Annotated in this window: 18 protein-coding genes; 7 read left to right on the top strand and 11 right to left on the bottom strand. The window is 59.7% G+C overall.

Translation table 11 applies throughout. The features are described 5' to 3' along the window. Positions 1-20: 20 nt before the first annotated feature. The 7 genes from RKE50_RS03375 to RKE50_RS03345 form a co-directional block, all read right to left on the bottom strand. Entirely contained in the window at positions 21-2,060 is a 2,040-nt protein-coding gene (locus tag RKE50_RS03375) for a PriCT-2 domain-containing protein (protein WP_350034425.1), read from the bottom strand. Between the two features lie 98 nt (positions 2,061-2,158). Beyond that, positions 2,159-2,794: a hypothetical protein gene (locus RKE50_RS03370; RefSeq protein WP_350034423.1), complete on the bottom strand. Its 636-nt coding sequence runs from the start codon at positions 2,792-2,794 to the stop codon at positions 2,159-2,161. A 258-nt stretch (positions 2,795-3,052) separates the two neighbouring features. Continuing rightward, positions 3,053-3,481, bottom strand: a complete 429-nt coding sequence (locus RKE50_RS03365; RefSeq protein ID WP_350034421.1) for an antirestriction protein — start codon at positions 3,479-3,481, stop codon at positions 3,053-3,055. A gap of 64 nt (positions 3,482-3,545) precedes the next feature. Beyond that, positions 3,546-3,788, bottom strand: coding sequence for a hypothetical protein (locus tag RKE50_RS03360; RefSeq protein ID WP_350034420.1), 243 nt, complete (start codon positions 3,786-3,788; stop codon positions 3,546-3,548). A gap of 69 nt (positions 3,789-3,857) precedes the next feature. Continuing rightward, positions 3,858-4,037, bottom strand: coding sequence for a hypothetical protein (locus RKE50_RS03355; protein WP_350034419.1), 180 nt, complete (start codon positions 4,035-4,037; stop codon positions 3,858-3,860). Positions 4,038-4,058: 21 nt separating this feature from the next. Next, complete coding sequence (locus RKE50_RS03350; RefSeq protein ID WP_350034418.1) at positions 4,059-4,214, bottom strand: hypothetical protein; 156 nt, start codon at positions 4,212-4,214, stop codon at positions 4,059-4,061. A gap of 206 nt (positions 4,215-4,420) precedes the next feature. Next, a complete protein-coding gene (locus tag RKE50_RS03345; RefSeq protein WP_350034417.1) occupies positions 4,421-4,975 on the bottom strand; it encodes a hypothetical protein in 555 nt (184 codons plus the stop codon). Positions 4,976-5,164: 189 nt separating this feature from the next. On the opposite strand from RKE50_RS03345, the gene RKE50_RS03340 reads away from it, so the two are divergent. Further along, complete coding sequence (locus tag RKE50_RS03340) at positions 5,165-5,452, top strand: hypothetical protein (protein ID WP_350034416.1); 288 nt, start codon at positions 5,165-5,167, stop codon at positions 5,450-5,452. Positions 5,453-6,588: 1,136 nt separating this feature from the next. On the opposite strand, the gene RKE50_RS18565 is transcribed toward RKE50_RS03340, so the two are convergent. Both RKE50_RS18565 and RKE50_RS03335 read right to left on the bottom strand, forming a co-directional pair. Then, positions 6,589-6,786, bottom strand: coding sequence for a hypothetical protein (locus tag RKE50_RS18565; protein WP_502937866.1), 198 nt, complete (start codon positions 6,784-6,786; stop codon positions 6,589-6,591). A gap of 47 nt (positions 6,787-6,833) precedes the next feature. Then, positions 6,834-8,129 (bottom strand): exonuclease domain-containing protein, encoded by a 1,296-nt coding sequence (locus tag RKE50_RS03335; RefSeq protein WP_350034414.1) that lies wholly within the window; start codon positions 8,127-8,129, stop codon positions 6,834-6,836. Between the two features lie 687 nt (positions 8,130-8,816). On the opposite strand from RKE50_RS03335, the gene RKE50_RS03330 reads away from it, so the two are divergent. The 5 genes from RKE50_RS03330 to RKE50_RS03310 all read left to right on the top strand — a co-directional run bounded on the left by RKE50_RS03330 (position 8,817) and on the right by RKE50_RS03310 (position 18,592). Next, positions 8,817-13,202 (top strand): AAA domain-containing protein, encoded by a 4,386-nt coding sequence (locus RKE50_RS03330; protein WP_350034412.1) that lies wholly within the window; start codon positions 8,817-8,819, stop codon positions 13,200-13,202. A 488-nt stretch (positions 13,203-13,690) separates the two neighbouring features. After that, positions 13,691-15,835: a TonB-dependent receptor gene (locus RKE50_RS03325; protein ID WP_350034410.1), complete on the top strand. Its 2,145-nt coding sequence runs from the start codon at positions 13,691-13,693 to the stop codon at positions 15,833-15,835. 5 nt (positions 15,836-15,840) lie between these two features. After that, on the top strand, positions 15,841-17,157 hold the full coding sequence (locus RKE50_RS03320) for an MFS transporter (protein ID WP_350034440.1): 1,317 nt from the start codon (positions 15,841-15,843) through the stop codon (positions 17,155-17,157). After that, complete coding sequence (locus tag RKE50_RS03315) at positions 17,154-18,182, top strand: fumarylacetoacetate hydrolase family protein (RefSeq protein WP_350034408.1); 1,029 nt, start codon at positions 17,154-17,156, stop codon at positions 18,180-18,182. Before RKE50_RS03320 ends, RKE50_RS03315 begins: the two co-directional genes overlap by 4 nt. Positions 18,183-18,232: 50 nt before the next feature. Then, positions 18,233-18,592 (top strand): carboxymuconolactone decarboxylase family protein, encoded by a 360-nt coding sequence (locus RKE50_RS03310; RefSeq protein ID WP_350034406.1) that lies wholly within the window; start codon positions 18,233-18,235, stop codon positions 18,590-18,592. Here RKE50_RS03310 and RKE50_RS03305 read toward each other — a convergent pair. Then, positions 18,589-19,620: an AraC family transcriptional regulator gene (locus RKE50_RS03305; RefSeq protein ID WP_350034405.1), complete on the bottom strand. Its 1,032-nt coding sequence runs from the start codon at positions 19,618-19,620 to the stop codon at positions 18,589-18,591. The genes RKE50_RS03310 and RKE50_RS03305 overlap by 4 nt on opposite strands. A gap of 107 nt (positions 19,621-19,727) precedes the next feature. Between RKE50_RS03305 and RKE50_RS03300 the strand changes: the two genes are divergently transcribed. Then, on the top strand, positions 19,728-20,585 hold the full coding sequence (locus RKE50_RS03300) for an SMP-30/gluconolactonase/LRE family protein (RefSeq protein WP_350034403.1): 858 nt from the start codon (positions 19,728-19,730) through the stop codon (positions 20,583-20,585). 72 nt (positions 20,586-20,657) lie between these two features. Here RKE50_RS03300 and RKE50_RS03295 read toward each other — a convergent pair whose 3' ends face one another. Continuing rightward, positions 20,658-21,203 carry a hypothetical protein gene (locus RKE50_RS03295; RefSeq protein WP_350034401.1) on the bottom strand — a complete coding sequence of 182 codons (546 nt, stop codon included), beginning with the start codon at positions 21,201-21,203 and terminating at the stop codon, positions 20,658-20,660. Between the last annotated feature and the right edge of the window lie 127 nt (positions 21,204-21,330).

Here is a 21,330-nt window from a genome sequence, read left to right as displayed (position 1 = left end):
TGCGGGCAGTCGGCGTCCGGTCAGTACACATCCTCGTCGTCGTTGGGGTCGAAGTCGTCTTCATCGGGCGGTTCTGCCGGCAGCAGCTCATAGGTCATGCGGCCCTTTTCGCCCTTGGTAACCCTCCAGCGGTGGATTAGGGGGTCGTCGCCGGTGAGGGCTTCGAGTGTCCGGCGTACGCGGTGTTGGCCGTAGTCGCTGCGGGCGGCAATGGTCTCAACGAGCTGCATCTTCGTCGTGTAGCCTCTTTGGATGTGATCCTCGATCAGTCCCACTAAATCCTGTGGATGCGCTGCCTCGCGCAGCTGTTCCTGCTCTAGCTGCTCCAGGTCCGCGGGCGCGAGTGATCGAACGGAGCCAAGAAGCTCGGCGTACGTTTGGTCGCGGCGGGTGCTATATTCAAACGCGGCCTTGCGCGCGACGGGACCGCGGGCCTTGATGTTCTCAAACTGAATGGTGCGGCGGTCGTCCTCATCGCGGAGGATGTCGATCACGAAAGCGCAGTCAGCATCCTCGAGTGCATCTGTCGTGCCCGCGTACACCAGTTTTCCATCCGCGTCCCGCCGCTTGTTCGTATGCGCCAGCACCAGCAGGGTCCCGCCCTGGGTGATGAACTCCCGGGCTACACGTCCGAAGGCTGCGGCCTCCTCCTTGTTCATCACACTTGTGAACTTTTTCTGGGTGTCTAGGACGACCACAGTGCCCCGTGCTTGCCCAGAACGGCTCAGACTTACGAGTAGCGAAGGCAGGTTCTTCACCCGGAAGTCGCGGTAGCCGGGGACCACCATGTGGAAGCCGTGCTGCTCAGCGATGCCCACTTTGGTGGTGATGCCCTGAGAGGAATCATCTGCATTGAGGTAGAACATGCATTCGGGGTCGACGACTCTCGAGCTCGTTGCATTGATGCAGAGGCTTAGTGCGATGAGTGTCTTGCCGGAGTTCGGCGGGGCGAACCAGATCGTCCATTGCCCGACCAGTGCCAAGTCCCATGGTAGGGGTACTGCTTCCGCCATTTCCTTGCGCAGAGCCTCGCTATGGCCCTTCAGGGAAAAGCGCAGCAATAGGTGAGGGTCGTCTGCTTGGTTGTCTCCAACCGGTGCCTGGTGGCTATCATCCACCACGGTCGTGCCGAGGTTCTCGAATGGAGATGCTTCGATGTGCTCGTCAGCGATCCTTGAAAGGTTTGCACCATGCTCACGGGCAAGGTGCGCGAGGGTGGCGAGCGTCACCCTCCGGCCCGCGTACCGTCCCAGTCGCTGCCATAGCTTTTCAAGGTCGACCCGCCCGGGGTACTTGGTGCCCCGAGCCGACCACGCATCGAACAGATTGAATGCCTCTGCACTACCACCACTCTCTGCATGCAGGGATGCTGCTACCCGGAACCAGTCTTGGTAACCGAGGTCCGGGTCGATATGCGACAGTAACGCCTTCACCCGGGGGATGGCCCCCTCGAATTCAAGGGCGGCGGCCGTTTCTGTTGCGCAGGGTAGGCTACTGTCGGGGTCCGTGCCCGAAGCCGGCTGGGGGCGCGGGGCGGAACGCCCATTGTGCCGAAAAATCGCGTCTACCTCCTCTTGCGTCAGTGCCGTCAACTGGCTGACATGGCTGATCTCAAAGCGCGCGTAGGTTTTGCCGGGGGAGGGTGGTGTCACCACCAGGGCTCGCCCCGTCTTCACGTCAAAGCGCTCGGGGTGGCCTGCCTTATCGGGCGCGTCGGACCTAGCGAAAACGCCATCTCGCAGTCCGAAATAGTGGTGCTCGCCGCGCTTGGTCTTGGTGATGACCATGGGGCGGAGCTCCAGGAAAGCTTCAAGCTCTTTGAGTGCTTGCACGCCCTCCGGCGTGTCCGCGTCCAGCACAAGAACCCGTTCTCCGGCGATGATGCCTAGGTCATGGTCTGGGTGCATGCCGTAGTGCCGCTCGATGGACGCCTTCGACAGATCGCGCAGCCAGGGGTCCCAGCGGACGGCGGTTTTTTTGGTGCCAGGCCGCACCGGGATCGGTGCAAAGCCGGCGTCAAAGGCAGCCAGAGCTGCGGTCAGGGAATTGTCAACGTTCATGGAGCTATCCTCAGATTGATCGGACAGCTCTAGTTCAGTGTATTTGTTGCCGCTTTGGTGAAACTCCCGTCGGGAATACCAAAACTCCCGATGATGGGTTAGAGCTCTTTCAGACCCTCGCTGATATGGCGGCTGATGTTGTCCGCGGAGAGGTCGCTGTCGTCTTCAGTTTCACGTAAATGGTGCAGCCAAAGATTCGCTACGCTTAACTGGTTGGGCGTCTGGTCTGCCTTGCTATACTTGGGACCTCGAGATGCAACCTCCCTTGCTGCTAAGGCGAGCATGCGGGCGGTCGCGCGGTCCTTGCGTCCTAGCCTGAGGGCTGAAGTGCTACTACGCTCTGCCATGTGCGCCGTCGGCGCTTCCCATTCACTGACGTTGTCGCCGCATTCACGTAGCGCGAACTCATGCATTGATGGTCGAGTAACCTGGGTGTCCTTGGGGGGCGTTGAAATGCCGGCCACGAAGCGCAGCTGCGTCTTGTTGCCGGCCAGCATGTGATCAACTTCTCGTTCGACTGCTAGCCAGTACCTTCTTTCCAAGGTTCTAAGCTCGTCGAGCACATGACCGAAGGGGACCAGTGAAAGCGTGAACTCCGCGCCGCCCACAGAATGGGTGGGTTGTTCGCGGTATGCTTTCACTAGCCGTTCTGGTAGCCCAGGTAGCAAGCCACTCTTCGCCTTCGCATGTCGAAGAAGCAGTGTTTCTATCGCCTCTTGTAGCGTAATGAACATAGCAGGCCCCTACAGCAGTTTCTCCATGGGACCTACAGGTTAGCGGACCGCCGAGTAGCTGGGGAGGCTGCGCAGATCTGCAAATCTGAAAATCTGAAAGTCTGCAGATCTGTGCCGAAGGTGTGACGTGCTGGCGTACCATGAGTGTTAGGTGCAAGCAGGTGGGGGTGAGATCTACAGATTTGCAGATTTGCAGATTTGCAGGGTTTCACTGTCGCCTAGCCACCACGACTGCTCACTTGTGTCGGCGGGCCGTAGTCAGTCCGTCGCCGCCAGGATCGGCCCGGCCTCCCCATGCTCGAGCATGTAGTCCCGCAGCCGATGGTAGTGCTCGGCACACCGCCTCGCAAAGGCCGGCGGGCCACCGAAGGACAGATGACTATAGGCGGTCAGGCAGACCGTGATGCCCAGCGCATCTGCAGACAGCCCGCCCGACCAGCCGTTCATACTGCTCGCCAGGTAGCGGTCCGGCCCTTCCGGGGCCAGGTAGAAGCCGCCGTTGCTCAACGTGAAGAACGCCCAGTAGCCGCCGGTATAGCTCGGGGCCATGGTGCCAGCGATATGGAAGATCAGGGGCTCCAGGCGGAGGGGGAAGTCGATACCAAACAGGTCCTCCACTACCTGGCAGCGGTCTTCCTCCGGTACCACGGTGCGGATGATGGTCTGACCCTGGTCGATGTTGTTCATAGGGTTTCTCCTGGGGGGTAAGGGGGTGGGGGAAAAGACCTGCCCGCAGGGGGCAGGGTGGGGGTCACTGGTGGTCCCGATCCGGGAACTCGATCAGCCCGAGTTCCAGGCGCCGCAGGTACAGCCGGACGTTGAGGTATTCCTCGAGCTCGCCGGGCACGAAGTCCGTGTGCTCCGAATCGAGGATGGCGATTGCCACCTGCTCGTAGCGGTCGAAGATCCCCTCGGGATCGGTGGGTGGGTCGGGGAGGAGCGCAGCAGCTTCTTCCAGGCGTGCGCCGACCTCCGCCAGAGAGCGGTGAGGCATAGGGTTCTCCTTTTGGGTGCTTCTTGTAGGGGGGGTGCTGCGGACGCAGCGGGGGAGGGGCTACGGCGTTCAGCCGTGGCAGAGGTCGAAGACGGCTTCCTGGGATTGACCGGCAATGGCCCGGTCTTCTGGTAGGCCGGCCAGGCGACGGACTTCGTCGGCGACCACGGTCGTGAAGCATTCCACCGGCAGGTCCCACTGGGTTGCACGGTCGATGGCTTCGAGGATGGTGCTATCGAGGGTTGTCATGGGTGATCTCCTTTTTCAGAGCTAGTCGAGGATGTAGATGCCGGCCCCTGCGAGCAGGAGCAGGGCGAGGGTGGGGTGCGCTCGTAGGTGCAACCCGATGAGCGCGCCGAGGAACAGCCACAGCGAGCCGGACAGGAAGCCCAGCGCCAGTGCGGCCAAGAGCAAGAGACGGGTCACAGGCGGGCCTGCTGTCAGTAAGTGATTGAAGGAACTGAAAAATCCGGCATAGCGCCGAAAGGTCGGTATAAGTTCGCTATTGCAAAAGCCAGCGAGCAGCTCTTCGCTAACTGGTTGATTTACTTGAGGCTATGGCTAGCCGGAGGGGAGTGACCCTGTGAAAGGGTATCGGGCAGAAAGGCGGGGTCTGGTGGAGAGCCGGGGGATCAGCGCGCCTGGCCACGCTTGCGGGGTTTTGGGGTTGTGGGGGTTTGCTTCGGCCCGCGGGCGGTCGAAGCGCTGCCCGAGGTCTTCTGCCTTCTCGCCGCCGCCTTCTTGGCCGGCGGGTCGACGGAATCCCCGGAATCCCCAAAACCCCCGACGGGGTCGGCGCGTTCGAGATAGCGCTTGCGATCCGGCCTCACCCGCAGCACCCCCTCGGCTACCAGGACCGCGGCGAGGAAGCTCGGGTTGTTGGCTGACTTCCCGTGGAACAGGGGCGCCAGGGCGTAGCTGGTCAGCCGCCATTCCTCGGGCCAGGCATCCAGCGCCGCCTGGATCGCCGGGAGGGCAATCCACTCCTGGGAGAAGAAGCCGCCGCCGGCGTTGCTGGTGAGACGGACGCAGGGCGTGCCGGCGGGATCAGTACCAATCTCATAGCCGAGCTTTGTACCCGAGCCGAGGCTGGGACAGGTCGCCTGGCGGGTCGCCGTGACGTCGGTGGGGGTTTCGGGGGCTGTGGGGTTCTTGCGCGCTCGTCGCGAGCGGCGTTGCGTTGCCATAGCTGGCCTCCTGGGAGTCGTGGGAAAGGGGACACACAGTAGAGCACTCCAACCCATCGGCCGGAGGTTCTTCTAAGTTAGATGCATGCGTTTCCTCACTTTTTGGTGGCCAACCGGGCAGTGCCGCCCTCGCCGCCGCGGCCGCAGACCTGTAGCCTGCGTGGTCAAGCGAAAGGAGGACGCCCTGCCGTGACAGACGACCACGACGACACCGATCCCGATCTGATTTCCCCCGAGGAGCAAGAACAGGACAGCCGCATCGGCGCCAAGATGCATCTGTTCCTGGAGCGGATGGTGCGGGCAGCCATGGAAGAAGAGGGCATCGATGCGGAGCGCACGCTGGACCTGATGCTGTGCACGGCAGTGCAGCTGTACACGGAGCGCTCATCGGTCAGTGCCAGGGAGATCGGTGTGTTCTGCAAGGCGATCGCGGAGGAAGCGCTGGATAGCAGCGGTGCTGGGGGTACGGTGCACTAGGCGTGGGGGTGAGACTGCTGATGCCGGGCAGTTAGCCAGGTGCCCAGGATCCCAGAAGCCCAGAATGCTAGAAATCCTGGCGACCTACCCTACCCTCTCGCCCCCCTCGGGAAACTGGAAAACTGGGATATTGGATTTCTGGCGCGCAGGAGTTCTGGCGGTGGCGGCCTGGGGGTCCCCGGACCCGCGAGGCGCTCCAGAGCGATCCACTTCGGGCCGTGTCGACGCCGCATAGGGGTCGTACGAAGTGGCATCGCTTTGCCGAGAGGCGGGCACTCTGGCGGAGACATAGGGGATGTTGCGGTGATCGCTTGCCGGGGCGGTGAGAGTTGGCGTCGCGGGGGCCAATCGCGCAGAAGTCGAATCGCATCGAAGTCGAGCAATATCGAGACAGAGCTCCTTGTATTGCGTGCAGTTGAGGCTTGCAGTTAGTCTATTTTCGAGCCGTCTCGAGTATTCGTTTGGCGTTCCAGTATGCAGCGATCGGGAGCCGGAAGTGACCGATTTAAAAAGTCTACGACAAGCCCTCAAAGCCGGGGCAACAATACCAGCCCGCAATCTTTGCGAATGCTCGCAAGAAGCTGTTCGGTGCGTTTTTGAAAGTGGCCAAGTGGCGCCTGCAAACCTTGTCGTCAAAGCCGCTTTGAGGTCGAAAGGGAATAATGCGGATCGGCTTATTCAGTGGATGAAGCGCGCCGTACCTCACAACTTTGACGAAAAGGAGAAGGTCTTTAGGAGTAGATATTCTCAGCCAAGGAAGCTTGAGTACGCAAAAGACTTTTTCTCCAAGAATCCTGATTTTCGCCAATGGAAGCCGCCAAGGAGAGTTGAAAGCGGGCCAGGCAATCCTGGCGTAAGCAGGCATGTTAGAGGCCTTAGGCGAGCGACTAGCGAGATTGTCGAGGCGGACTATGAAGCTATATCAGAGTCTGAGTTGAGAACTATCCAAGGCGTCATAGCCGATTTGAATTCAATCGTGAACGGTACTCGTTTGGTAAGAGGCGCGAGCAAAGACGATGGCGTGACGGCTCGATTCTTTTCCGGAGGGCTTCCCTCGCTGGGAAAGAAAAGAAGATAAATGCCATAGTGCCTTGGCCGGGCAAAGTACGAATTACCGAAAGCGTATCTGTGGAGCTCTAAGAGAGTCGTATAGTTGCCCCGAGAGAGTTATAGGGGGCCGAAAATACTCCCAACATCACCTTTTTGGGCAACACACAGCCGCGGCCCTTGATGCCCCAGGGGGTATCCGCCAGCCAGGCATCCAAGCGGTTGCCTGTGATCTCTGTGACATCGACGCGCTGATGGTGGAGCAGATGGTCTATCTCGAAGGCCATGCGGTTCAGCGTCCCCTGCACTGACCGATCGCCATTAGACAAGAAATTTAAGTCACTGCGACCCCAATCATGGGCCAGAAGTCCCGTTCTGCCACTATTCGCGTTCCGTATTCCCGGGCTTTTTTCGCCTTGCCGCTCTGCGTGTCGGGGTCGGCGACGATAAGCATATCGAGCTTCTTGGTCACACCATTCTTTACGACGAGCCCAGCATTTTCTGCAAGCTCGGTGGCTAACTTTCGCGTGATTACCTCACCGTTGAGCGAAGAGATAATGGCACCCGTGAAGCATACACTGGCCCCCGACAAGGTTCCGGTCGAGCTTTTGGGTGAGGACGCTTGGGGCGGTGCCTGCTGCGCTCGTGCAATGGCCTGATCCACTGAGACTGGCTCAAGATCGAGCAGGCGGGCCATACGGCGGAGATCCTTCATCTCATTGTCTGTGAGGATGCCATCGGTCCAAGCCTCGACGGCCATTGCATCGAGATACAGCTGGTGAAGGTCTCGCAGCTGCTTTTCAGGGATCTGCTTTTCATCGATGTATGACAGTAGTAAATTTCGCTCGTCACCGTCGAGTACCCGGTCCTCTAATACCCGTCGGAGGAGGGAGAGATACTCGAGGGCGACATCATCGGTTGAGTTGATGTCGTAGAGCACGCGGTCAGTGAGGTCAGCCAAAAACCCAGATCGCACGTCCACTTTCTTTTGCGCCAGCGGGCGAGTGACAGTCGCGGTGTGAAGGGAGTCGCATGGGGGGAATTCGAGCGGTGTGCGATAAGCGGCAAGGTCAACGACGCCTTCTGCTGCTAACAGGCGCACCAAGTCCGCCGTTGCGCGAGCGTCAGCCATGGCACTGTGCTCACTGCCTGCAAAGCAAATGCCGTATTGTTCGCATGCGTTGTGGAGTGAGAGGCGTGTCAGCTGATACGTGCACAGAGTCTGAACGTTTCGGCGTAGTGGCACCCCGAGCCGTTCGTACTCTGCACACAGAAAGCGTGCATCGAAGACCACGTTGTGTCCTGCAATGGCCCCAGCGGGCCGCAGGAGCTCTAAGATATCACCAGCAATGTCTTTGAATCGTGGTGCTACGATGCAGGCTTCGGCGTCAATTCCGTGAATGTGTGTGGGTCCTAAGTCTCGCTCGGGGTTAACCAGCGTCTCGTAGGTCTCGATAATCTCGCCCTCTGGAGAGATGAGCACGATGCCAAGCTCAATAATGCGGTCATGTGCGGTCCAGTAGACGCCGGTCGTCTCCGTATCGATGACAGCGATGGGGCGGGCCTTGGTGCGGGATTGCTTAGCGAACATAAGGGCTCCCAGATCCATGCCGAGATCAAAGTCCCCCAAGTTTCACCATCCTGGATTCCGGTTGGCAAGGGGCTCTCGCTGCGTCGGCACCGAGCAACGTATTGGTTGAGACTGGAGCCTAGTGGTTCCTTCAAGCGATGTAGGCGAATTCGGCGATACGCCGGGGCGAGGGCAGGGCGACCAGCGGCCCAGCGTCCCAGAAAACCAGCTTGCCAGTTTCCCGCGGTGCCCCCCGTGGCGTCCTCCCCGGGCCGTGGGTCTGGGCCGCCTGGAAATCTGGGATACTGGTTTTCTGGCGTGCTGGGGAGAGCGTGGCAGTCCGGCCATGTCCTGCTTGCGACTCGACGTACCCGACGCACTCGGCGGAGGCGATGCTCTACTGCCCGCCGGATCCGTCGAGACCGTCAAGCGGCCGATGCCAAGATCTTCCGCCCCGGTTGACGATGTGCCAAGGCCGAGCGTGTTCTCGAACTGGCACAGCGGAAAGCTCGCGAGGCCAGTCTGAGGTTTTGACAGGAGCCTGACCCCGTGCCTCCGTGGGAGTGGCAACGAAGGGCAGCGAAGCATGCCACCCTCCGACGCCAGTAAGAGTATCGTACTAACGGAGAGGCGTTAGCGCCCGTTTTTCTTCATCACGGTAGATCGATCTCAAGGTCTGGCTCGAGCCCTGCTAGACTGCTGCTGTAAAGTTAGGGGGTCGACGACCGGCCGGGCTTGGATAACAGGATGACACTCGAAGTAGACCCCGCAGTTGAAGAACTCGCCCCTGAAAGTGCGCGCTCTGCGTCGCCTATCGGCAAGGCTATGTCCACCCTTGCCGCCTATTACAAAGAGTTTCTAGAGACGGATTTCAAGAAGGTCCGCACGCCGAAGCGGCGCTACGCCCTACGTGACCAAAAAAACAGCCGAATCGGTGTGCGGCTGGAGCGCTTTAGCCAGTTCCATGCCCTGATTGCGAGAAAGCTGACCCAGCAGTCGGCGAGCGTGACAGTGACGCCCGGGAAATACCGCGGAGACCTTAGCCGAGGTGTGCAGGCCGGCATCGAGAGCGCGATCGACAAGACTGACACCAAGGAACTGCGCAATTCTGCGCTCGCGGTGCCAACAGTATTGCTGAACAAACACAGGGCCACGATGAATCTCGACCAAGCCACGCTTGACGCGCAGCGTGCTTTGGAATCAGGCCTTCAACGCGTTGTGGTCAGCCCGCTGATCCAGCTGCTGGAACCGATTTTCGGCTCTGACGCCAACGATGATGCCAGTGAGCGCCAGTTGGCGGCCTACGCGGACGAAATCGTGGACCGACTCATAGACGAAGCCTCCGAGTCTCTGCCGTTGGCCGTGGCGGACATACTGGTCAAAGACGATTCCAGCCTTTACGAAGAGATGGTTCACGACCTTACTGATGTCGAACGCGTGAAGCTGGTGCTGCGCGATTACTTCGAGCACTTTGGGGCCGCCGATCTTTTTGTAGACCTTCGGGAGCTGATTGCCTCGCGGCAGCTACTGGAAAACAGCACGATCTACCTCAACGTGGGGGAAATCCTTTACGGTAAGCACAAGTTCCCGCTGTACTACATACCCTTGGATATGGAGCTCGACGGCGCCAGCGTGCAGATGGAGTTCCAAGGGTTTGTTTACGTCAACAAGCCAGCCTGTGACTACATCGCGGGTGAACTCACGAAGCGGACCGGGCGCACAACGCCCAATCCAGTTTCCGAGCGGATCTTCCACCAGGAAGGGGATGCGACCTTCATCGGTTTGATCGAGCAGACCCTGCACCGCATTCTGGCGGGCCTGAACTGCAATGGTGAGTTGGACTTCACGTCACCCGAGAACCAGTACGCGGAAGGCAACGAGTTCCGCATCAGCAACGCCCTCAGCCTATCGCTGGCAGACAACGCGGATGAAGCCATCGTCAACGACTACGAAGTGCTCATGTCCGGCCTCGATCCAGATAATCCACTGCTTAAAGCGTTTGAGGATTTGGTCGAGTCCCTCCTGTCGAAAAACCCCATCTCGATTGAAAGAGAGATCGATACGCAGTGGCAGAACGCCGACGTTCCAGAGCGTCTGGTCTTCGAAAGCCCGCTACCGCTTGCCGAAGAACAGCGCAAGCTGGTGCAGGCTGTCCATCACAAAGATTCACGGATCATCGTTGTGGAGGGGCCGCCCGGGTGCGGTAAGTCCCACAGCCTCGCAGCTTTGGCCTTTGACGTAATACGCGAGGGTAAGAACGTCCTTATTCTTTCGGACAAGAAAGAAGCTTTGGACGTGGTGGAAAGCAAGCTCAATGATGTCTTTGAGCGCGTCCGAGGAGAAGAGGGTGAGTACGTTAACCCAGTCCTGCGCCTGGGTAAGGATTCCGCCAACTACGCACAGATTGTGAAGTCTGGGTCGGTCCAGAAGATCAAGACCGCTCTGCAGAGTTTCAAGGCCTCCGAAGGGATGTTTAACTCGGAGTTCGACACACTCCGAAACAAGATGACCAAGGACATCTCCGCCCGTATCGAGGCAGGCAAAGCGCTCGATCTGCGCGAGGTATCCGCCTTCCACGCTCGCGAAGACGCCTATTACGAGGCTGTACCGGAAGCCGAGGACTTCACCGATGACGACATCGGGGCGGTGGATGTCCTGTCAAGGTTTTTCAACCTTCTGGACAAGCACCGAGTTTTCTTCGGTCGGTTCCTCTCTGAAAGGGAGGGCATGGAAGCACTGAAGACGCTACAGCGTCTCGGTCCTGCCATCGGCGATGTTCCAGAGGGTCTTCGGGCACTAGTTTTAAAATGGCCGCGCATTGACCTTGGCCGCGCCGAGCAGCTGAAAGACCTACAGCACGAGGTCGTCGATATGCGACAGCCAGTCTTTGGCTATCTCTTCAGACGGCAGCAGCTGAAACAGGCGACACGGACTGCCAGTGAAATACTGGGGGATGACGTCAGCAACATTCGCGAGATCGGTGAAGACCTTCTAGAAGCGGCGAATATGCCGCGCCGCCTGAAAGAGATCGTGAGAGGCCGCGCTCTTGATGAGGCGTCGCACGTGCCTTTGCATGCGTGTGTCGGCGCTCAGGTCACGATGGGGTCCGATGATTTGGCCCTGATCGAAGATTACCTGGGCCTGGATCATGAGCATCTGGCCGAGTACGGCATTCCCGTCACCGTGAAGGACCTGCTTGGCGCGACGGAACCCGAGCAGAAGAAGCTGACGGAATTCATGGAACTGAGGGATGCCGAGAAGGCGCTAGCCAGCAAGTTCGATAAGATGCCCAATCTCGACTACCTGAAATTGAAAAGGGATTACGAGGACTTCTGCGCAAAGCACATCACGAAGCATATCGATGAGCGCGTGGTGCGCTTCGTCGAAGAGCGTAAGAATGACGCGAAGACCCTGCGCGACATCATCCGGGCAAAATCCAAGTTTCCCGTCGACAAATTCTCGAGCCTGCGCGAGGCCTTCCCCGTGATGATCGCCGGACTGCGGGATTACGCGAACTATGTGCCGCTTGAGCAAGGTCTGTTCGACCTGGTGATTATCGACGAGGCCTCCCAGGTCTCGGTTGCCCAGGCACTGCCGGCGATTCTTCGAAGTGACAAAATCGTGTTGTTCGGCGACCGTCAGCAGTTCGGCAACGTGAAGGCCGCGCAGGCCAGCAAGGCTCTCAACGGCGCCTATTTTGAAGAGGTCCGCGAAGCGTTCGATGGCCTCGAATCTGAGCTCGATAGCGCGTTAAAGACTCGCCTAAAGAACCTGGATGTCACCAAGAGCGTCATGGACTTTGGCGAAATGACGAGCCAGTTCATGATCATGCTGAGAAAGCATTTCCGTGGGTATCCGGAGATCATCAGCTTCAGCTCCCAATACTTCTATGGCGGTGCTCTGCAGGTTCTGAAGTTGCGGGGCAAGCCCATCGAAGACGTACTGGAGTTCGTAATTTCCGATGAGCCCGACCGCTTTGAGGACATCCGGAATGCCAACAAGTGGGAGGCCGGCGTCATTATCGAGCGTTTGGAGGCCATGCTGGAGCTGGAAGAGCCCCCGAGCGTTGCCGTCATCACCCCGTTCCGCGAACAGCAGCGCTATGTTAACGAACAGGTCATGAACCATTCAAAAGCACGGGAGTTCCGTGAACGACTCAAGTTAGCTATCTTTACGGCCGACACCTGCCAAGGTGAAGAGCGAGATGTCATCTTTTATTCGATGGTCGCCACACGGGAGCATGACCGATTGAATTACATCTTCCCGACTGACCTGGGGGCAGTCGGAGCTGACGACGCCGAAGGAAAGCTGAAAGTGCAACGTCTCAATGTCGCCTTCAGTCGCGGGAAAGAGAAGCTGGTCTTCCTCTGCTCTAAGCCAACTAAAGAGTTCAAGGGTTCGGCTCGTGAGGTGCTTCAACATTATGAGCACATGCTCCAGTCCGCCAAGCAGACGCCGACGCCCGACGCAGTGGATCCAAAATCTCCGATGGAGGCTCGCGTGCTCGAATGGCTGGCGGGGACCTCCTTTGCCATGGCTAACCATGGCAATCTGGAAATCATTCCCCAGTTTCCTATTGGGGATTACCTCAGGAGTATCGACCCAAATTATGCCCACCCGGCCTTTAAGGTCGATTTCCTCCTGCGCCTGCGGACAGAGGACTTCTTGCAACAGGTCATCGTTGAATACGATGGATTTGAACATCACTTTGAGCAGAACGGCCATGTGGATAGCGGTAACTGGCAGCACTACTTGCTTGAGAGCGATGTCGAGCGCGAAGCGATCCTCGAAGGCTACGGCTACAAGATGATTCGGATTAACCGCTTCAATGTCGGGCGGGATCCGATATCCATACTCGATGAGCGCCTCAAGGCCGCTTTCGAGCAACTGGAATCAGCAGAATACAAGAACGATGTGCTGAACGGCATTGGGGAGCGAGAAGAGCGCGATCGTAAAGGCTTAGCGGAGGGCACACACAAGAAGTGCGGCAAATGTGGCCGGATTAAGCCTATTGAGATGTTCAAGGATGCTTCCCTCAGATCCGGCTATGGTCGAACATGCAAGTCTTGCAAGCGCGCTTCCAGTTCGCGCGTTGGTAAGCGCGGATATCGAAGAGGATCAGGGTATCGATAAGGAGTAGCAGCAATAGCTACCGGCCTATTTTGGAAGACTTAGCCGCCCGCTCATGCCGCCTGTTCCGCCGACACCTGATCCTGGTACCCTCAGCGCTCAAGCAATCGCCAAGCCCATCAAGGCCACGCCGATAGCGCCGCCAAGTATGCAAGCCGATAGCAGCGTACTTAGACACTTGACGACTACTCTCTCGCCCAGGTTTTTGTCATACGCTGGTGCGCCTTAGCGCGCCCGCACCGCGATCTACGCTTTGCCTACCCATCGGGCTTCCCGCTAACCGGGAAGCACTCCCGCTGCAAACTTGTCGCAAATTGCCATGAATGGCCTTGCCCGGAAGCCTACATTGACGACGTCACCGGGTGGCGCTGTACCGCCACCGCGGCTGGCCAGGCAACCCGCTTTCCTGCCGCGGGCGGCCGGAAGCCGCAAGGTGGAACACCCGTGACCGCGAAACCACATAATACAGAAGGCGAGAGGCGACAGACACCATGAAATCCCGACACAAGAAGACGCGTTTTTTCGGTTTGGCAGCCTGCTCATTCACGATTGGCGCCGTTGCAACTCCCGTGTACGCCAATACCCTGGAAGAGGTGGTGGTGCTGGCGAAGCGCCGTGAGACGAACCTGCAGGAGACCGTTGGCGCGATTACCGCGTTCTCCAATGACGCATTGCAGCAGCTGGGTATCGTGCGCCTCGCGGACCTCGGCACTTCCGTCCCGAACGTGAGCGTGGGTGAACCCCAGTTCTCCGGAACGGAAGTCATCTCCATGCGCGGGATCGCCGGCCAGTCAGGCGGCATAGGCCAGGATGACCCTGTGGCTGTCTACCTTGACGGGGTCTACCTGGGCCGCCCCCAGAGTCAGCAGTTCGCCATGGTGGATATCGAACGCATTGAGGTGCTGAAGGGCCCGCAGGGGACGCTGTATGGGCGGAACGCGACCGCAGGTGCAATCAACATCGTGACCAGGCGACCGCAGCAGACGGTATCCGGGATTCTGGAAGCGACCATCGGCAATTATGACACGACACGCGTAAACGGGTCGATCGAAGGGGGATTGTCCGACAGCGTTAGTGGCCGCGCCTCTCTTTACTACCAGGACTTCGGCGGAGACCTGAAGAACACGTTCACGGGAACTGACGAGCGTTACGAAGAGGATTGGTACTCGCGCGTCGTGCTGGAGTACGCCTCGCAGGATGATCGTCATGTCGTGACCCTGGCTCTCGACGCTGGCGACACCACGATCGGTACGGGGCTGAAAAACATCACCGTCGACGGGAATCGTTACATCGAGGTGGATGACATAGCGCTTGATCTCGAGGGCACGGAGCTGACCCGCGACACCGCTGGCGTGGCATTGACCTACCAGGGTGAATTGAGTGACCAGTGGCGCTTCCAGTCGATTACCGCCTATCGCGACCTTGACCTCGACGTGATTTACGACAGCGACGGCACCAATGTCGACGCCTACCTCGCCGCGATTCCGGAGTTTGTCCCGGCCTCGATCGCGATTATTCGCGACACCGGCTCCTACCAGGGCATCAGTTCGGAACAGTACAGCCAGGAGTTCCAGCTGACGTACTCGTCCGGTAACGTCGACTGGATCTTCGGTTTGTTCGGGTATCGTGAAGAAGCCCGGCATCTTCTGACGATCGAGTTGCTGACCAACAGCGATTCCCCGATCCTGAGTACAGACACCGATACGGAGAACACGGCGGTATCGTATGCGGCCTACAGCCACCTGACCTACGCCTTCGGCGATCGCTATGAGCTCAGTGCCGGGCTTCGCTACAGCTATGAAGAGAAGTCCATGGAGCGGCAGGTGTTCTCCGGCGGTATGCAGACCAACGAGGACCTGACCGATAGCTGGGATGACCCGACTGGCGAGCTGTCGCTCAGTATGGATATCACCGACGGTGTCATGGGCTATGTCTCCTATTCGCAGGGCTTCAAGAGCGGCGGGTTCAGCTCCCTGTCCCGCAACACCCCGAGTTTTGCCCCCGAGTACGTGAATTCGTTCGAGGCCGGCCTGAAGTCCGACCTGCTCGACAATCGGCTGCGGTTGAACGTGGCGGCGTTCACCATGGACTACGAAGATCTGCAGGTTCGCTTTCCCGGCGATGTTGGCCAGCTGATCATTCAGAACGCAGCGCAGGCCAGTATCGACGGTATCGAGATCGATGCCACGGCGCTGCTGACGGAGAACCTCAGCCTGGTGGCAAACTTCGGCTACCTGGATGCAACCTATGACGACTATTCCTATGAAGGAGTCGACTACAGCGGTAACCGCTTGAACCAGGCGCCGGAGTATTCCATGTTTGCGGCCCTGGATTACGAACGTGATATCGCCAGCCTGGGGACTGTACGCGCTTTTGTCTCCTACTCCTGGCAGGAAGAGGAATTCTTCCGGCCAGAGAACGATCCGCTTAACGGGAACAAGGGCTTCGAGAAACTGGACGCCCGGCTGGGGCTGTCGCCGCGGGCAATGCCCGGGTTCACCTTTGAGCTCTGGGCGCAGAACCTCACCGACGACCGCTACGTTGGTGCCGTCGTGCCGCTGGTGGCGGATCAGCTGTACTACGCCAGCATCAACCGGCCGAGGACTTATGGTCTTCGCATGGTGTACAGCTTTTGAGCGACGTGCAGACCACAGAGCTGGGTGTCGGCGGGCGTGCTGACGCCGGCGCCAAAGAACGGGCCTATGCCGTCTACGTGCTGGTGGTGCTCACTGTTGTCTACACGGTCAATTTCATGGACCGCTATGCCGTGGTCGGCATGGCAGAGCACATAAAAGCTGACCTCCTGCTGACCGATACCCAGCTGGGGTTGCTGACCGGCTTTGCTTTCTCGCTCCTGTATGCGGTCGTTGGCTTTCCCATGGCCATTCTTGCCGACCGGCTGGGTCATGTCAGGGTCATCGCCGGGTCCGTCGCGCTCTGGAGTGTCATGACCTTCCTGGGCGGACGGGCAACCGGTTTCCTGTCACTGGCCGCTACCCGCATCGGCGTGGGCATTGGTGAGGCCGGCGGTACGCCGCCGGCCCACGCCATTCTTTCGCAGACCTTCTCCAGGGAGCGGTTGCCGCTGGCCATGGGTGTCTACTCCTGTGGCGCGGGCCTGGGCCTGACCCTGGGCCTGGTGCTGGGGGCGGCGGCCGCCAATGCCTTTGGATGGCGAAACGGCTTTGCCCTGATGGCACTGCCGGGCTTGATACTGGTGCCGTTGCTGCTTTTCACGATACGGGTGGCGGGACCAGGCACCAGGCCGGAGCCGGTGACACGGGCAATGGCCGTAGGCGCGATGCGCAGCGTGCTTTGCGACCGCCGCCTGACGCTGCTGGCACTTTCAATCGGCGTCGCCGGTTTTTCCGGCTTCGCGAATCTCGCCTGGTTACCCTCGCTGTTCGCCAGGCGCTTTGGTGCCGACGTTGCGGGTGGGCTAGACCTCGGTGTCGCCCTCGGTCTGGGCAACCTTGCGGGTATTGTTCTCGGCGGGCCTCTTTGCGCGCTGGCGGAACAGCGCTTTCGTGTCAGCCTCTACCGCGTCTGCAGCGTGTCGGCGGCGCTGGCGGTTATCCCCTACGCGATCGCCTATGCCTCAAACAGCAGCAAGTGGTTTGCCGCCACAGCGTGCGCCGCCCTGTTCCTGCACAGCCTGATCATCGCGCCGGTGATGACGTCCATGCAGCGCCTGGCGCGCCCCTCCGAGAAGGCGCTTGCTTCCGCGATGGTCGTTTTCTCCATCGCTGTGTTCGGAAGCGGTGCGGGTCCATTCTTCGTCGGCCTTGCAAGCGATTTCCTAATGACGTCTACCGGGGAGGCATCGCTCACGCTCGGACTGCAGTTGAGTCTCGTGGCCTACTTTGCGGCCGTGGTGCTGTTTGAGTTGGCTCAGCGGGCGGTTCAGCGTCACCGCCTTCACAGCGTCACCGGGATGAGGGAGAGCCCGCGCCCATGAAGCTCGTTCGATTTACCGTCCGTTCCGGCGAGCCTGCGCCCGTTTTTGGTGCCATGGTCGGGGATCGGGTCGCCGGCTTTGCTCCGCTGGCGGAGGCCAGCGGCCTTGAAGGCACGTTGCTGGCTGACAGCTCAGACTACCTGCGTAACCTGCCGGCCAGTGAGGCACAGGCGAGGACGATCGTGGACTGGGCCGAAGCAAACGCAGGCACGCTTGCGGATTCGATACTCCTCCCGTTGCAGTCGGTCACTCTCCATACACCCGTCGAGGTGGCCTCGCTCTTCGATTTCGGGCTGACACCCCGGCACCTGGCGAGTTCGGTGAGAACCTGGCGATGCTACGAGGACGGCAACCCAGAGACCGAAGCACTGATCAGAATCTTCGAAGAGCGCGTCAAGCGACCTCGTACGCCACCCGCGGGCCAGCTGGAGCGGCTCCCTCACTACAAGTGCAATATGAACTCCATCGTTGGCGATGGTGTGGATATCCCCTGGCCGTCCTACACCGAGTACCTGGATGTCGAGCCGGAGCTGGCTGTCGTCTACGGCAACAACAAGCAGCCGGTCGCGGGCTACTGCATTTTCAATGACGTATCGGCACGCGACGTGCAGCCGCCGGAGCTGGGCAAGGGATTCTTCCTGGCCAAGGACATGGCCTGCGGGAATCAACTGGGGCCCTGCCTGGTGACAAGTGACGAGCTGGCTAACCCCTTTGATCTGCCCGTTACGGTCTGGGTCAACGGTCAACAGCGCTTCACAGGCACGACGGCGGAGATCAGCCGTGATGCCCGGGCGGTCATCGCAACGCTGGATTCCGTCGCGCCACTACTACCCGGGTCGGTGATGGGTTTCGGAACGATTCCGGACTGCACGGGTCTGGACAACGGGGATTTCCTGGCGCCCGGTGATCGGGTCGAGATCACGATCGACAGGATAGGTACCTTGCGCTGCCGGCTACTGCCCCCGGCATCAGGGGTAGAGCCCAGTCGCTGGGCGGCCCGCCCCGAGCTTGATCCCTATCGCTGACCGTTTTACGACGTGCCCATTTCACGAAGCCACCCCAGGGAGCAGAGCCGATGAAGGACCGGATCGAACGCGGAAAAGCGCTGGCGGAGACCCTTTTCGGCCCCAGGGAAAGGCAGAGGGCGGTCCTACCGGACCAGCTTCGTGACTATACCCTTGGCTTTGTGTTCGGAGATCTGTGGCAGCAGGATGATATGTCGGTCGAGGAGCGGGAGCTTTGCACGACTGCGATGCTGGTCGCCCTCAACCGCAGGGACGAGCAAAAGCTGCACTTCTCGGCAGCCAGGAATCTGGGCATTCCGCGCGCTCGCATCGAAGCGATCATCACGCATGCCGCCTTCTACGCTGGATGGCCCTGCGCCATATCCGCAGCCCATGCCTTGAATGAAGTCTGGCCCGCTGCGGAAAGCTAGCCGGAAACGCTGGCGGTCCTGATCTGTTGCCGGTGAAGCTGTTGCCATTGCCGGGGTGTCATGCCTTCCTCACTCTTGAAGGCCTTGATGAAGTTGGCGACATCGCAGAAGCACAGGCGGTGCGATAGCTGCGCCATGGGGATATCGGAACTCAGCAGAGCGTCCTTCGCCATGCTCGTGCGCACCTCGTTAAGTATCTTCTGGTAGCTGGTTTGCTCCTGCTTCAGTCGCCGCTGGAGCGTTCTGCGGTCAAAGGGAAAGAAGTGGCTGATGTAATCGAGCCCGACGCGGCGGAGCTCGAGGTTCTTCCGTACCAGCACCCGCGTGGTCTCGCTCAGAGTCTGCGGCCTTGAGAGAGCAATCGATTGAGCCGTCCTGTATAGCTCGTTGTAGGAGCCGGTAGCATCGGGCGCCACCGGGATGTCCAGGTCCAGTGCATGGAAGACGATGCCGCAGGAGTCTGCATCGAAGTCGATGGGCACCTTGAAATAGCGTTTCAGCGGCGCTGGATCCTGCGGCTTACCGAAGGTGAACGACAGCATCAGTGGATGCCAGCGCCCCCGCGTCACCATATTGAAGAGCCGCCACAACACGGAGACAACGAGCTGCTGGCTCTGGGTGCTGGGATCGTTCTCCTGGTGAAGGAACGATACGAGCGCGTAGCACTTGCCATTTTCCTCGTGCAGCTGCCAGAGACTGGATTCCGAGTGCAGCCGGAACAGCTCGAAGAGGCAGGCGATCGCCTGGCGGAAGTCCCGGGCACGCTGGAACGCTTCACCGAGAATGCCCATGGTCTGGTCCGGGTCCCTGCGTCTACCCAGCTCCAGTCCGAAGTGAGAACAGCCGGTCTCCTCCGCTGAATAGTTCAGTAAGTGCCGGATGTCCGTCAGCGGCAGGCGATCGTCAGGGTGTGACAGTCTGGCGGGGTCGACGCCCGCACGCCGGAAGACATTCCCGGGGTCTCCGCCAAGCTCGGTAACCAGTTGCTGGAAACCCCAGATGGCAGCGGCCCTCGCGTACATCGGCATGGTGATGGCCCATTACAACTAGTGTCGCATTTTACCATGCGAGCCATTCCTCGCTGCTGTAGTTTTGCCCGGCGACGGATGACACGTACGGCCATGGAATACTCCTTATGAAAAAACACATCCCGCAGTTGCTATGCGAGGGCTTTATATTCCCGGAATCCCCGCGCTGGCATCGCGGTAGCTTCTACTGCTGCAGTATCGACGAGGGACGCCTCTTCAAGTTATCGATGGACGGTTCGAAGGAATTGTTTCTTGAGAGCCCTGACCGGATTTCGGGTTGGGTGTTCCCCGACGAAAACTCTGATGACTTGATCATTACTGCCGGGAAGGCGAGGAAGCTCTTTCGCGTTGTGGACGGCGAGTACCAGGAGTTTGCAGACCTCAGCGAGTTGGCCAGCTACCGGATCAACGACATGGTGCGCACGGTGGGTGGTACGTGCTTCGTGGGTTCGATCAACTATGTCTTCGGCGACATCCCCCTAGCGCAGGCTCCTGACAGTCCCCTCCTGCGTGTTTCGCCGGCAGGCGAGGTCGAGATAGCTACCCGCGACATGGGTTTCGCCAATGGCATGGTCATATCGCCTGATGGTCGCTCGATGATCGTCGCGGATACGACTCGTGAATGCCTCCATGAGTATGCGCTGTCGGAGGATGACCAGATCCAGTCGGCCTCGATCTACGCTTACATTCCCGGGTCCGTGCCCGATGGGATTGCCCTGGACGCTGAAGGCGCCGTCTGGGTTGCGACCCGTGATCGGGTCTACCGGGTTCTGCGGGGTGGTGACATTACGGATGAAGTGGACATGGGCACCACCGAGGCGACTGCGTGCATGCTCGGCGGGCCCGATGGCCGTACGCTGCTGATTACGGCGTCCGACAGCTATGACCGCAAGATCATTCTCGACAATCCGTCAGGGCGGGTTTTCCGCGTGGACGTCGAGACGCCAAGAGCAGGATTGCCTTGAATCAACGAAGCCCGGAGCTAACGATTCAAATAGAACGAAATTATTAAGGTCACGGGAGTTGTCGGGCCGTCATCAGGCCGCTTGATCCGCCGACTCCTGCCCCTCAGCACCTTCGGCCTCTGCGGTAGCTGCCGCCTTGGCTTCCAGCTCGGCGACCTTCTGCTCCAGCGCCGCCTGCTCCTTCCGGCTCTCCTTCAGCGCCTTCTGCAGGCCCTCGTTATCCTTCTGCTTCTCGGCCAGCTTCTTCTTGCTCGCATCCAGGTTCTTCTTCATGCGCGCCGGATCGAACTGGTTCAGCGCCTTGTTCTCCTCGCGGACCGCGTTCAGGTCCTTCTGCAGGGCCTTCAGCCGCTGCTTCAGTTCGGCGATCTCACCCTGGAGGTTGTCGGCGCGGTTGTGGAGTTCGCGGTTGCGCTGCTCGACCTTCTGGGTGTCGCTGGCCTTGCCGGTCAGTTCCTTGATCGTTTCGAGCTGTTTTTCGATGGTGGCCTGGAGGTCGGCCTTCTCGGCGAGGGCGGCGTCGATGGCCACCTGCTTGTCGTCCAGCTGCTGCTGGTATTCGGCGCGGAGCTCCTGTTCGAGCTCCATGATTTTTTCGAGGCGGTTGGCTGTGAGCATAGGGTCCCGTTGCTGTAGGTAACTGGTGGCTGCCGGGGCATGACCCCCGGACGAAAAAAAGGGGCTACATCGCTGTAACCCCCTGTCTCCTCTCGGAATTTGGCTCCGCCTGCTGGGCTCGAACCAG

It is taken from the genome of Pseudohaliea sp. (genome assembly GCF_040217025.1).
Classification (GTDB): Bacteria; Pseudomonadota; Gammaproteobacteria; order Pseudomonadales; family Halieaceae; genus Pseudohaliea.
The sequence above is the reverse complement of the archived record's forward strand: the minus strand, read 5'-3'. Positions and strand labels throughout refer to the sequence as shown.